10 protein-coding genes are annotated in these 12,891 nt (G+C 70.1%); all 10 read left to right on the plus strand.

Annotated features, from left to right (window positions below; all coding sequences use genetic code 11):
- The first annotated feature begins 36 nt into the window (after positions 1 to 36).
- The 10 genes from LRS14_RS13230 (at position 37) to LRS14_RS13275 (ending at position 12,878) form a co-directional block, all read left to right on the plus strand.
- Entirely contained in the window at positions 37 to 2,175 is a 2,139-nt protein-coding gene (locus LRS14_RS13230; protein WP_257799838.1) for a 3-hydroxyacyl-CoA dehydrogenase NAD-binding domain-containing protein, read from the plus strand.
- A 25-nt stretch (positions 2,176 to 2,200) separates the two neighbouring features.
- Positions 2,201 to 3,391: an acetyl-CoA C-acyltransferase gene (locus tag LRS14_RS13235; RefSeq protein WP_257799839.1), complete on the plus strand. Its 1,191-nt coding sequence runs from the start codon at positions 2,201 to 2,203 to the stop codon at positions 3,389 to 3,391.
- Between the two features lie 14 nt (positions 3,392 to 3,405).
- Complete coding sequence (locus LRS14_RS13240) at positions 3,406 to 4,602, plus strand: acyl-CoA dehydrogenase family protein (protein ID WP_046112948.1); 1,197 nt, start codon at positions 3,406 to 3,408, stop codon at positions 4,600 to 4,602.
- A gap of 19 nt (positions 4,603 to 4,621) precedes the next feature.
- On the plus strand, positions 4,622 to 5,764 hold the full coding sequence (locus tag LRS14_RS13245) for an acyl-CoA dehydrogenase family protein (protein WP_257799840.1): 1,143 nt from the start codon (positions 4,622 to 4,624) through the stop codon (positions 5,762 to 5,764).
- A complete protein-coding gene (locus LRS14_RS13250; RefSeq protein ID WP_046112946.1) occupies positions 5,761 to 6,561 on the plus strand; it encodes an oxepin-CoA hydrolase, alternative type in 801 nt (266 codons plus the stop codon). The genes LRS14_RS13245 and LRS14_RS13250 overlap by 4 nt, the downstream gene beginning before the upstream one ends.
- 31 nt (positions 6,562 to 6,592) lie before the next feature.
- Positions 6,593 to 7,777 carry a CaiB/BaiF CoA-transferase family protein gene (locus LRS14_RS13255; protein ID WP_257799841.1) on the plus strand — a complete coding sequence of 395 codons (1,185 nt, stop codon included), beginning with the start codon at positions 6,593 to 6,595 and terminating at the stop codon, positions 7,775 to 7,777.
- A 92-nt stretch (positions 7,778 to 7,869) separates the two neighbouring features.
- Positions 7,870 to 8,868, plus strand: coding sequence for a tripartite tricarboxylate transporter substrate binding protein (locus LRS14_RS13260; protein ID WP_257799842.1), 999 nt, complete (start codon positions 7,870 to 7,872; stop codon positions 8,866 to 8,868).
- A 16-nt stretch (positions 8,869 to 8,884) separates the two neighbouring features.
- Entirely contained in the window at positions 8,885 to 9,871 is a 987-nt protein-coding gene (locus LRS14_RS13265) for a nitronate monooxygenase family protein (protein ID WP_257799843.1), read from the plus strand.
- A gap of 48 nt (positions 9,872 to 9,919) precedes the next feature.
- Entirely contained in the window at positions 9,920 to 11,866 is a 1,947-nt protein-coding gene (locus LRS14_RS13270; RefSeq protein ID WP_257799844.1) for an acyl-CoA synthetase, read from the plus strand.
- Positions 11,867 to 11,879: 13 nt separating this feature from the next.
- On the plus strand, positions 11,880 to 12,878 hold the full coding sequence (locus LRS14_RS13275) for a tripartite tricarboxylate transporter substrate binding protein (protein WP_257799845.1): 999 nt from the start codon (positions 11,880 to 11,882) through the stop codon (positions 12,876 to 12,878).
- Positions 12,879 to 12,891: the final 13 nt, after the last annotated feature.

The raw sequence follows: 12,891 nt of genomic DNA on the forward strand, positions 1-12,891 counted from the left end.
CGGAGTTGACCGGGGCCTGCATTTGGAGACACGCACATGGTGCAAGAAGCCACTTCCTCCGCAGCCGAAGCCAACCCGGTCAGCACCGAGTTGCGCGGCAAGATCCTGCTGGTCACGGTCGACAACCCGCCGGTGAACGCGCTGGGCGTGGCCGTGCGCCGCGGCCTGATGGCCGCCATCGAGGGCGCCGACGCCAACCCGGCCGTGGCCGCGGTGCTGATCGTGGGCGCGGGCCGCAACTTCATCGCCGGCGCCGACATCCGCGAATTCGGCCTGCCGCCGCAGCAGCCGCTGCTGACGGAGGTGTGCAACCGCATCGAGGCTAGCCGCAAGCCGGTGATCGCCGCCATCCACGGCGCCGCGCTGGGCGGCGGGCTGGAAGTGGCGCTGGGCGCGCACTACCGCATCGCCGTGGCCAGCGCCAAGCTGGGCCTGCCCGAAGTGGCGCTGGGCCTGCTGCCCGGTGCCGGCGGCACGCAGCGCACGCCGCGCCTGGTGGGCGCCAAGGCGGCGCTGGACATCATCCTCAGCGGCCGCCACGTGCCGGCCGCCGAGGCGCTGAAGCTGGGCCTGATCGACCGCCTGGCCAAGAGCGACGACACGCTGGCCGAAGGCCTGGCGTACGCGCAGGAACTGCTGGCCGCCAATGCCGGCCCGCGCCGCAGCCGCGACGGCACGGCGCTGGCCGACCGCGCAGCCGCGCAGGCCGCCATCGATGCCGCCAAGGCGGACGTGCAGAAGAAGCAGCGCAACCTGTTCTCGCCGCACAAGATCGTGGAAGCGGTGCAGGCCGCGCTGGACAAGCCCTTCGACGAGGCGCTGAAGCTGGAGCGCCAGTTCTTCATGCAATGCCTGGACAGCCCGCAGCGCGCCGGCCTGATCCACGCCTTCTTTGCCGAGCGTGAAGTGGCCAAGGTGCCGGAGGCCGCGGCCGCGCAGCCGCGCCCGTTCAAGCACATCGGCGTGGTGGGTGGCGGCACCATGGGCGCCGGCATCGCGGTGGCGGCACTGGATGCCGGCCTGCCGGTGACGATGGTCGAGCGCGACGAAGCCTCCATCAACCGCGGCCGCGCCAATGTCGAGAAGGTGTACGACGGCCTGGTGGCCAAGGGCCGCATGACGGCCGAAGGCAAGGCCGCGGTGATGGCCCGCTTCAACGGCAGCACCGACTACGCTGCCTTCCAGGACGTCGACCTGGTGATCGAGGCGGTGTTCGAGGACATCGACGTCAAGAAGGCCGTGTTCGCTGAGCTGGACCGCGTGTGCAAGCCGGGCGCGGTGCTGGCCACCAACACCTCGTACCTCGACATCGACGCCATCGCGGCCAGCATCTCGCGGCCGCAGGACGTGGTGGGCCTGCACTTCTTCTCGCCGGCCAACATCATGAAGCTGCTGGAGATCGTGGTGCCGGCCCAGGTGAGCGCCGACGTGGTGGCCACCGCCTTCGAGCTGGCCAAGAAGCTGAAGAAGACGCCGGTGCGTGCCGGCGTGTGCGATGGCTTCATCGGCAACCGCATCCTGGCCGTGTACCGCCAGGCCGCCGATCACCTCATGGAAGACGGCGCCTCGCCCTACGACATCGACGCCGCGGTGCGTGAGTTCGGCTACCCGATGGGCCCGTTCCAGGTGTCCGACCTGGCCGGCGGCGACATCGGCTGGGCCACGCGCAAGCGCAAGGCCGCCACCCGCAACCCGGCCGCACGCTACGTGCAGGTCGCCGACCGCATCTGCGAACGCGGCTGGTTCGGCCAGAAGACGCAGCGCGGCTGGTACCTGTACCCCGAAGGCTCGCGCACCGGCCAGCCCGACCCGGAAGTGCTGGCCATCGTCGACGCCGAGCGCCAGCGTGCCGGCATCACGCCGCGCCGCTTCAGCAACGAGGAGATCATCCGCCGCTACATGGCCGCGATGATCAACGAGGGTGCGAACGTGGTGCACGAGCGCATCGCGCTGCGCCCGCTGGACGTGGACGTGACCTTCGTGCACGGCTATGGCTTCCCGCGCTTCCGCGGCGGCCCGATGAAGTACGCCGACACGGTGGGCCTGGACAAGGTGCTGGCCGACATCCGCGAGTTCGCCAAGGAAGACCCGCTGTTCTGGCAGCCCTCGCCGTTGCTGGTGAAGCTGGTGGAAGAGGGCAAGAACTTCGAGAGCCTCAACAAGGCTGCCTCTTAAGCACCGCATCCAGGAGACAAACACCATGCGCGAAGCCGTCATCGTTTCAACCGCCCGCACCCCGCTGACCAAGGCGCACCGCGGCGAGTTCAACATCACCCCGGGCCCCACGCTGGCCGCCTTCGCGGTCAAGGCCGCGGTGGAGCGCGCGGGCATCGACCCCGCGATGATCGAGGACGCCATCCTCGGCTGCGGCTACCCCGAAGGCACCACCGGCCGCAACGTCGGCCGCCAGGCCATCATCCGCGCCGGCCTGCCCATCAGCATCGCCGGCACCACGGTCAACCGCTTCTGCGCCTCGGGCCTGCAGGCCATCGCCATGGCGGCCGGCCGGATCGTGGTGGACGGCGCCCCGGCCATGATCGCCGGCGGCGTGGAAAGCATCTCGCAGATCCGCACCCGCAGCGCCACCGATGCCGGCGACTCGGGCATGGACCCGTGGATCGTCGAGCACAAGCCCGCGCTGTACATGGCGATGATCGAGACCGCCGACATCGTGGCCCAGCGCTACAACATCAGCCGCGAGGCGCAGGACCGCTTCAGCGCCGAGAGCCAGCGCCGCACCGAAGAAGCGCAGAAGGCCGGCCGCTATGCCGACGAGATCGTGCCCTGCACCACCACGATGGCGGTGACCGACAAGGAAACCAAGGCCGTGACGCACCGCGAGGTCACGGCCACGATGGACAACTGCAACCGCCCCGGCACCACCTACGAAGGGCTGGCCAAGCTGGCCCCGGTGCGCGGCGATGACCAGTTCGTCACCGCCGGCAATGCCTCGCAGCTGTCGGACGGCGCTTCGGCCTGCGTGCTGATGGAAGCCGCCGAGGCCGAGCGCCTGGGCCTGCAGCCGCTGGGCGCCTTCCGCGGCCTGGCGGTGGCCGGCTGCGAGCCCGACGAGATGGGCATCGGCCCGGTGAATGCCGTGCCCAAGCTGCTCAAGCGCCATGGCCTGACGGTGGACGACATCGACCTGTGGGAGCTGAACGAGGCCTTCGCCTCGCAGGCGCTGTACTGCCAGCAGCAGCTGGGCATTCCGCACGAGAAGCTCAACGTCAACGGCGGCGCCATTTCCATCGGCCACCCCTTCGGCATGACCGGCGCGCGGCTTGCCGGCCACATCCTGCTGGAAGGCCGCCGCCGCAAGGCCAAGTACGCGGTGGTGTCGATGTGCATCGCCGGCGGCATGGGCGCCGCGGGCCTGTTCGAAATCTACTGACCGGAGACAGCCTCATGGACATGAGCTTCACGACCGAAGAACTGGCCTTCCGCGACGAGGTGCGTGCCTTCCTGGCCGACAAGCTGCCCGAGCGGCTGTCCGCCAAGGTGGCCAACGGCCAGCACCTGAGCAAGGCCGACATGGAGGAGTGGCACGCCATCCTCAACGAGCGTGGCTGGCTGGCCAACCATTGGCCGCAGGCCTACGGCGGCCCGGGCTGGAACGCGGTGCAGAAGTTCATCTTCGAGCATGAATGCGCCATCGCCCACGCGCCGCGCATCGTGCCCTTCGGCGTGAATATGCTGGGCCCGGTGCTCATCAAGTACGGCAACGAGGCGCAGAAGAGCTACTGGCTGCCGCGCATCCTGAACGGTGCCGACTGGTGGTGCCAGGGCTATTCCGAGCCCGGCGCCGGCTCCGACCTGGCCAGCGTCAAGACCACCGCCGTGCGCGACGGAGACCACTACGTCGTCAACGGCCAGAAGACCTGGACCACGCTGGGCCAGCACGCCAACATGATCTTCTGCCTGGTGCGCACCGACCCGGCGGCCAAGAAGCAGTCGGGCATCAGCTTCCTGCTGGTGGACATGAAGAGCCCTGGCGTGGAAGTGCGGCCCATCATCACGCTGGACGGTGCGCACGAGGTCAACGAGGTGTTCTTCACCGACGTGCGCGTGCCGGCCGAGAACCTGGTGGGCGAGGAGAATCGCGGCTGGGACTGTGCCAAGTACCTGCTGACCTACGAGCGCACCAACATCGCGGGCGTGGGCTTCTCGGTGGCTGCGCTGGCCAAGCTGAAAAAGGCCGCCGCACGAGTGCAGAAGAACGGCCGGCCGCTGGCCGAGGACCCGCTGTTCGCGGCCCGCCTGGCCAAGGTCGAGATCGACCTGGAGAACATGAAGACCACCAACCTGCGCGTGATCGCGGCGGTGGCCGGCGGCGGCGTGCCGGGTGCCGAAAGCTCGATGCTGAAGATCCGCGGCACCGTCATCCGCCAGGAGCTGACGTCGCTGCTGCGCCGGGCGATGGGCCCGCATGCGCGGCCCTTCAACGCCGATGCGCTGGAAGGCCCGTACGAAGGGGAAGTGGGTGCGCCGGAAGAAGCGGCCAGCGCGGCGGCCAGCTACTTCAACAACCGCAAGCTGTCGATCTTCGGCGGCTCCAACGAGATCCAGCGCAACATCATCTCCAAGATGATCCTTGGGCTCTGACGCCAGCCAGGAGCAGGACATGAATTTCGAGCACACCGAAGACCGCCGCATGCTGGCGGACACCCTGAATCGCTACATCGCCGAGAAGTACGGGTTTGATGCGCGCAACCGCATCGCGCAATCGCCCGAGGGTTACAGCCAGCCGCAGTGGCAGCAGTTTGCCGAGCTGGGCGCCATCGGCGCGCTGTTCAGCGAAGCCGATGGCGGCTACGGCGGCGCCGGCTTCGACATCGCCGTGGTGTTCGAGGCCCTGGGCCGCGGCCTGGTGGTGGAGCCGCTGCTGGGCAGCGCGGTGCTAGTGGGCAGCGCCATCAGCCATGCCGGCAACGAGCAGCAGCGCACCTGGCTCAACAAGCTGATCGACGGCAGCACCATCGGTGCCTTCGCGCATGGCGAGGCCGACAGCGTGTATTCGCTGCAGCAGGTGGCCACCACCGCGCGCCGCAGCGACAACGGCTGGGTGCTCAACGGCACCAAGGCCGTTGTGGCGCAGGGCGAGGCGGCCACGCTGTTCCTGGTGTCGGCCCGCACCGCGGGCGGCGAGGCCGATGCGCAAGGCCTGTCGCTGTTCCTGGTGCCGGCCGGCACGCCGGGCCTGAAGGTGAGCGGGCAGGCCGCCATCGACGGCGGCCGCGTGGCTACCGTGGTGCTGGACAACGTGACCGTGCCGGCCGATGCGCTGCTGGGCGCCGAGGGTCAGGCGCTGGCCACCCTCGAGCATGCGGTGGGCCGCGGCGTGCTGGCGCTGTGCGCCGAATCGCTGGGTGCGATGGACGTGGCCCGCCAGGCCACGCTGGAATACCTGCAGACCCGCAAGCAGTTCGGCGTGCCCATCGGCAGCTTCCAGGCGCTGCAGCACCGCATGGCCGATGTGCTGCTGGAAATCGAGCAGGCCCGCTCGGCGGTGATCAATGCCGCCGCGGCCATCGACGGCGATGACCGCATCGCGCGCGAGAAGGCGCTGTCGGCCGCCAAGTTCACCATCGGGCGCGTGGGCACGCTGGTGGCGGAAGAAGCCGTGCAGCTGCACGGAGGCATCGGCATGACCTGGGAGCTGCCGCTGTCGCACTACGCCAAGCGGCTGGTGATGATCGACCACCAGCTGGGCGACGAAGACTTCCACCTCGAGCGCTACATCGCGCTGGGCAAGGTTGCCGCATGAGTGCCACCGACGTGCTGCTGCAGCGCCGCGAAGGCCCGGTGCTGGTGCTGGTCAACAACAACCCGGCCGCACGCAATGCGCTGAGCGCCGAGTTCTACACGGCGGCCACGCAGGCGCTGGTGGAGGCGGACGCCGATCCCACCATCGGCGCCATCGTGCTCACCGGCGCGGGCGGCTTCTTTTGCGCCGGCGGCAACCTGAACCAGCTGGCCACGCGGCGCGACATGGCGCCCGAGGATCGGCGCGAGCGGCTGGAGCTGCTGCACGGCTTCGTGCGCCGGCTGCGCGACACGGCCAAGCCGGTGATCGCCGCGGTGGAAGGCGGCGCGGCCGGGGCCGGCATGTCGCTGGCGCTGGCCTGCGACATGCTCGTGTCGTCGCGCGAGGCGTTCTACAGCGTCACCTACATCAAGGTGGGTCTCACGCCCGACGGCGGCATCACCTCGTTCCTGGCCGAGTTCGTCTCGCGCCAGGTGCTGACCGAGCTGTGCCTGACCGGCGACCGCGTGCCGGCCGAGCGGCTGCATGCGCTGGGCGCGGTCAATCGCCTGGTGGACGCCGGCACGGCCGAGGCCGAGGCCATCGCGCTGGGCCAGCGCATCGCCGAAGGACCGGACCGCGCCACCGCGCGCATCAAGGCGCTGTGCCGCGGCGCGCACATGCGCTCGTTGGATGAACAGCTCGAACTCGAAGCACGCGCCATGGTCGAAAGCCAGGGCGACGACGAGGCGGCCGAAGGCATCGGCGCCTTCCTGCAGAAGCGCCGCGCCGACTTCGCGGCCTTGCGCCGCCGCTGACATGGCCGTTGACCCGGCTGGAGACTGATTGATGGCCCCGAATGCTTCCGCACTGCCGCTGTCCGGCGTGCGTGTCCTGGACTTCTCGCGGGTGCTGGCCGGCCCGCTGTGCGGCATGGTGCTGGGCGACTTCGGCGCCGACGTGATCAAGGTGGAACATCCCGGCCGCGGCGACGACACCCGCGACTGGGGCCTGCGCGTCGGCAAGACCGAGACCGCCTACTTCAACAGCATGAACCGCAACAAGCGGTCGGTGGCGCTGGACCTGCAGACGCCCGAAGGCCAGGCCACGGCCAAGGCCATGGCCGCCAAGTGCGACGTGGTGATCCAGAACTTCAAGTTCGGCGGCATGGAGAAGCTGGGCCTGGGCTATGAGCAGCTGAAGGCCGACAACCCGCGGCTGATCTACTGCTCGGTCTCGGGCTACAACCGCGCCGGCAGCGAGGCCGCGCGCCCGGGCTACGACCTGGTGGTGCAGGGCGAGGCCGGCCTGATGGCACTGAACGGCGAGGCCACGCAGCCGCCGCTGAAGTTCGGCGTGGCCGCGGTCGACCTGATGACCGGCATGTATGCGGCGCAGGCGGTGCTGGCCGCGCTGTACCAGCGCGAGCACACCGGCACCGGCCGGCATGTGGAGATGGCGCTGTTCGACTGCGGACTGATGATCACCGCCTACTACGGCCTGGAAGCGCTGCTGATGGGCGAAGACCCGCCGCGCTACGGCAACGCGCATCCGTCCATCGTGCCCTACGGCGTGTTCGACGCGGCCGACGGCCCCATCGTCATCACCGTGGGCAACAACGCGCAGTTCCAGCGTTTCTGCACCGAGGTGATCGAGCGGCCCGACCTGGCGGCCGACGAGCGCTTCAAGACCAACCTGGGCCGCTCGGCCAACCGCGCCGAGCTGCTGCCGGTGCTGCATGCGGAGCTGGCCCGCCGGCCGCGTGCGCAGCTGCTGGCCGCGCTGTCGGGCGCCGGCATTCCCTGCGGCGAGGTGCTGGGCCTGCATGAGGCGCTGACCTCGCCGCGCGCGGTGGAAGGTGGCCTGGTCACGGTGCAGCCGCATCCGGTGGCCGGCAGCACGCATGTGCTGGCACCGCCCTACCGCATCGACGGCGAGCGGCTGCCGGTGCGCCGGCCGCCGCCTCAGCTCGGCGCCGACACCGAGGCCGTGCTGCAGGAGCTGCTGGGCGACCAGCGGCCTGGCCGCGGCTAGGCGCCGCGACCCACGCTTCCTTTTTCTTTCCAGATGCGCGCCGGCCGCCAGGTGCGGCGCGTCGCTTTCCACTGCACCGCAAGGAGTTCCGCATGCGTTCCCGTTCCGCTTCCCGACCCGTCAGTACCCTGCGCCGCAGTCTCCTCGCCCTGGCCCTGGCCGCGCCTGCATTCGGCGCGATGGCGCAGGCCTACCCGGCCAAGCCGATCACGCTGGTGGTGCCCTTCCCGCCGGGTGGCCCCACCGACACCGCATCGCGCATCGTCGGCCAGCGCATGAGCGAGCTGCTGAAGCAGCAGGTCATCGTCGAGAACAAGGCCGGTGCTTCGGGCGCCATCGCCGCCGCGCAGGTGGCCAAGGCCCCGGCGGACGGCTACACGCTGATGATGCTGGCCACGCCCACGCTGCTGGCGCCGCACCTGTACAAGTCGGCCAGGTACGACATCCAGAAGGACTTCACGCCCGTCGGCACCACCTACGACCTGCCGATCGTGATGGTGGTCAATCCGCAGTCGCTGCCCGACGTGACCACGCTGCCGCAGCTCATCGCCAAGGCCAAGGCCACCAATCCGCCGCTGAACTACACCAGCTCGGGCCAGGGCAGCTTCGGCCACCTGACCACCGAGTCGCTGAAGTCGCTGGGCAAGTTCGAGATGTCGCATGTGCCCTACCGCGGCGGCGCACCGGCCGTGACCGACGTGCTGGGCGGCCAGGTGCCGGTGATGTATGCGGACATGGTCGCCGCGCTGCCGCACATCAAGGCCGGCAAGCTGCGCGCCATCGCCGTGGGTTCGCCGCAGCGCGTGCCTTATCTGCCCGATGTGAAGACGGTGTCGGAGCAGGGCTTCCCGGGCTTTGACGCGGTGTCCTGGGGCGGCCTGCTGGCGCCGGCCGGCACGCCCGCGCCGGTGATCGGCAAGCTGAGCGAGGCGCTGAAGCAGACGCTGGCCGAGCCCGAGATCCAGGAGAAGCTGAAGGCCGCCGGCACCTTTGCCGCCTGGCAGTCGCCCAAGGACACGGCCGAGCGCATCCGCCGCGACGACCAGAAGTGGGGCCAGGTGATCCGCGACAAGGGCGTGTCCATCGAATAAGCACCGCAGGTCCGCCATGCATACCACCGCCATCACCGATCTGTTCGGCATCCGCCTGCCCATCGTGGCCGGCGGGCTGATGTGGCTGTCCGACGCACGCTACGTGGCCGCGGCCTCGCGCGCCGGCATCATCGGCTTCATCACCGCGGCGAGCTTTCCCGACCCGGCCCGCCTGCGCGACGAGATCCGTCGCTGCCGCGACCTGTGCGAGGGCGGGCCCTTCGGCGTCAACGTGTCGATGCTGCCCAAGCTGGTGCCGGGCGAGCGCACGCAGGCGGTGTTCGAGCTGATCGCCGAGGAGGGCGTGCGCTTCGTCGAGACCTCGGGCCGCAGCCCGGAGGCCTACCTGCCCGGCTTGAAGGCGGCCGGCATCAAGGTGCTGCACAAGGTGCCGGCGGTGCGCCATGCGGTCAAGGCGCAGTCGCTGGGCGTGGATGCGGTGGCCATCGTGGGCGCCGAGTGCGGCGGCCACCCGGGCATGGACATGGTGGGCAGCATCGTCAATGCCGCCTGGGCGCGTGGGCAGCTGCACATCCCCTACCTGATCGGGGGCGGCATCGGCTGCGGCTCGCAGGTGACGGCGGCGCTGGCCATGGGGGCGGCCGGCGTGGTGGTGGGCACGCGCTTCACCGTGGCCGAGGAAATCTGGGCGCATGACGACTACAAGCGCCGCCTGGTGCAGGCCCAGCCTACCGACACCACGCTGCTGATGCACACGGTGCGCAACACCGTGCGCGCGTTGCGCAACGGCACCACCGACGAGGTGCAGGCCATCGAAGCCGCCAAGCCCGACGTCACCATCCAGGAGCTGCTGCCGCTGGTGGCCGGCCGCATCGGCCGCCAGGCCTACGAGACCGGCGACACCTCGCGCGGCGTGCTGTCGGCCGGCCACGCGCTGGCCTTCACCGACCGCATCGAGCCGCTGGCCGTCATCGTCGATCGCCTGGCGACCGAGATGCAGGCGGCCGCGCGCCGCATTGCACCGGTGCCCCTCGCAGCCTGACATCATCACCCCCCAACGGGCAGCACGACCCGTGCAGGAGACAAGCGCATGACCACCTTCCACGCCGCAGGCCAGCCGTTCCGCGCCGGCGCGCCCGTTCGCAGCCTGGCCGACGTGCAGCGCATCGAGGCCGCGATGCCGCTGGCCGAAGCCGTGCCGGTGCGCAGCACCTATGAGCTGTTCCGCAACTCGGCCGCGGCCTTCGGCGACAAGACGGCCATCGTCTTCTTCCGCAGCGTGGAAGAGGCCGACCGCCCGTTGCGCTGGAGCTACCGCCAGCTGTTCGAAGGCCTGCACCAGACGGCCAACCTGCTGCACACGCTGGGCCTGGGCCCCCAGGAGGCGGTGTCGGTGCTGCTGCCCGCCTGCCCGGAGTACCACCTGGCCTTGTGGGGCGGCGAGGCGGCCGGCATCGTGCAGCCACTCAATCCGCTGCTGAACGAAGACAAGCTGGCCGCGCTGATGAATGCGGCCGGCGCCAAGGTGCTGGTCGCCTGGGGCGCCGATGCCGAGGCCGGCTACTGGCAGAAGGCCATGCGCCTGCGCGAGAAGGTGCCCACGCTGCGCACCGTGCTGCGGGTGATGCCGCACGACGCACCACCGGCGGTGGTAGGCGCACTGCCCGAAGGCGTGCTGGATTTCAGCGAAGCGCGCGCCGCGCAGCCCGCCGACCGCCTGATCGGCGGCCGGGACATCCAGCCCGAGGACATCGCCGCCTACTTCCACACCGGCGGCACCACGGGCGACCCCAAGCTGGCGCGGCACAGCCACCGCGCGCAGGTGTTCACCGCCTGGGCCAGCGTGCAGATGCAGGGCCTGCGGTCCACCGACGTGGCCATCAACGGCTACCCGCTGTTCCATGTGGCGGGGGTGCTGCCGGCGTCGCTGGCGTCGTTCTCGGCCGGGGTGGAAGTGGTGATCCCCACCACCACGCTGCTGCGCAACCGCGAGGTGATGCGCCAGTACTGGCGCCTGGTGGAGCGCTTCAAGCCCACGTCGCTGTCGGCCGTGCCCACGGTGCTGGCCGCGCTGGCCGACGTGCCGCTGGAAGGCGCCGACATCTCCTCCATCCAGTACTGCCGCACCGGCGCCGCGCCGCTGTCGCCCGAGCTGGCGGCGCGCTTCGAGCGGCTGTTCGGCCTGCATGTGCATGAAAGCCTGGGCATGACCGAGATGGCCGGCATCTCCACCATCACGCCACCCGGCGTGGTGGGGCCGGCCGGCTGCGTGGGCTTCCCGCTGCCGTACACGCAGCTGCGCATCGTGGCGCTGGACGAGCGCGGCAACGCCAGCGACCGCGAGCTGCCGCCGGGCGAAGCCGGCATGGTGCTGTTCCGCTCGCCCAACCTGTTCTCCGGCTTCGTCGACGAGGCGGAGAACAGGAAGGCCTTCACCCCCGACGGCTGGCTGGCCACCGGCGACCTGGGCTGGCTGGACGAGCAGGGCCGGCTGAACCTCACCGGTCGCGCCAAGGACCTCATCATCCGCAGCGGCCACAACATCGATCCCAAAGTGATCGAGGACGCACTCGACGCCCATCCCGCGGTGCAGCTGGCCGCGGCGGTGGGCGCGCCCGATGCCTATGCCGGCGAAGTGCCGGTGGCCTATGCCACGCTGCTGCCCGGCGCCAGCGCCACCGAGGAAGAACTGCTGGCCTTCGTTTCCCAGCGGGTGGACGAGGCCCCGGCGCGGCCCAAGCGCATCACCGTGCTGCAGCGCATGCCCACCACCAACGTGGGCAAGATTTTCAAGCCCGAGCTGCGGCAGCTGGCCGCCATCGACACGCTTGGCCAGCGGCTGCAGGCCCTGTGGCGCGAGGCCGCGCCCGCCGGCACGCCGCTGCCTGCCGTGGTGGCCGACGGCCCCGCGGGCGTGCTGGTGCGCTGCCCTGCGCATCCGGCCATGGCCGCGCTGGCACCGGCCATCGCCGAAACCGCGGCGCGGCTCGGCGTGAAGGCCCGCATCGAACACGAACAACGATCCCCCGCCCCCTGAAGGAGACAACACGATGAACCAACCCATCAACCGCCGCCAGCTGCTGGCCCGTGGTGCCGCCGTGTCGGCCGGCCTGGCCGCCGCCCCGTGGGTGCAGGCGCAGGCCGCCTGGCCCAGCAAGCCCATCCGCATCATCGTGCCGTTCAACCCGGGCGGCGCCACCGACGTGTCGGCGCGCCTGATCGCCGACAAGCTGGGCCCGCGCCTGGGCCAGACCATCATCGTGGAGAACAAGGGCGGCGCCGCCGGCATCCTGGGCACCGATACCGTGGCCAAGGCCGCGCCCGATGGCAGCACCTTCACCATCTCGCTCAGCACCTCGCTGCTGATCAACCAGTTCCTGTTCGCCAAGCTGCCCTACGACCCGCAGAAGGACCTGGTGATGGTCTCGCAGATCGCGGTGGCGCCGGTGACGCTGGTGGTGCACCCCGACGTGCCGGCCCGCAACGCGGCCGAGCTGCAGGCGTGGATTACCAAGAACAAGGGTAAGGTGTCGTACGGCTCCTGGGGCATCGGCTCCTATGCGCACCTGGCCGGCGCCTACATGAGCCAGGCGCTGAATGCCGACATGTCCCACGTGGCCTACAAGGGCGAGGCGCCGATGCTGCAGGACCTGCTGGGCGGCCAGATCCAGATGGCCTATGCCAGCGCCTCGGGCACCAAGCCGCACATCGACGCCGGCAAGCTGAAGATCATCGGCGTCACCGGCGACCAGCGCATGGCCGTGCTGCCCAACGTGCCCACGCTGGTGGAGCAGGGCCTGAAGGATGATGCGTACCGCATCTGCGGCTTCGTGGGCATGGCCGCACCGGCGAAGACGCCGATGGACATCGTGCAGCGCATGGCCAAGGAAGTGAATGCCGTGGTGCAGACGCCCGAGATGCGCGAGAAGTTCGCGGCGATGGGCTTCAATCCGGTGGCCGGTACCCCGGAAGCCTTCATGGCCGCCTACCGGAAGGACTACCCGGTGTGGGAACAATTGGTGAAGGCGTCCGGCGCCAAGCTGGACTGAACGAATACACGCA

It is taken from the genome of Aquincola sp. J276 (genome assembly GCF_024700035.1).
Lineage (GTDB): Bacteria > Pseudomonadota > Gammaproteobacteria > Burkholderiales > Burkholderiaceae_C > Aquincola > Aquincola tertiaricarbonis.

Bases quoted from the DNA above. Each gene is read 5' to 3' on its own strand.
- LRS14_RS13230 (WP_257799838.1), top strand. From the start codon at position 37: ATGGTGCAAGAAGCCACTTCCTCCGCAGCCGAAGCCAACCCGGTCAGC.
- LRS14_RS13235 (WP_257799839.1), top strand. From the start codon at position 2,201: ATGCGCGAAGCCGTCATCGTTTCAACCGCCCGCACCCCGCTGACCAAG.
- LRS14_RS13240 (WP_046112948.1), top strand. From the start codon at position 3,406: ATGGACATGAGCTTCACGACCGAAGAACTGGCCTTCCGCGACGAGGTG.
- LRS14_RS13245 (WP_257799840.1), top strand. From the start codon at position 4,622: ATGAATTTCGAGCACACCGAAGACCGCCGCATGCTGGCGGACACCCTG.
- LRS14_RS13250 (WP_046112946.1), top strand. From the start codon at position 5,761: ATGAGTGCCACCGACGTGCTGCTGCAGCGCCGCGAAGGCCCGGTGCTG.
- LRS14_RS13255 (WP_257799841.1), top strand. From the start codon at position 6,593: ATGGCCCCGAATGCTTCCGCACTGCCGCTGTCCGGCGTGCGTGTCCTG.
- LRS14_RS13260 (WP_257799842.1), top strand. From the start codon at position 7,870: ATGCGTTCCCGTTCCGCTTCCCGACCCGTCAGTACCCTGCGCCGCAGT.
- LRS14_RS13265 (WP_257799843.1), top strand. From the start codon at position 8,885: ATGCATACCACCGCCATCACCGATCTGTTCGGCATCCGCCTGCCCATC.
- LRS14_RS13270 (WP_257799844.1), top strand. From the start codon at position 9,920: ATGACCACCTTCCACGCCGCAGGCCAGCCGTTCCGCGCCGGCGCGCCC.
- LRS14_RS13275 (WP_257799845.1), top strand. From the start codon at position 11,880: ATGAACCAACCCATCAACCGCCGCCAGCTGCTGGCCCGTGGTGCCGCC.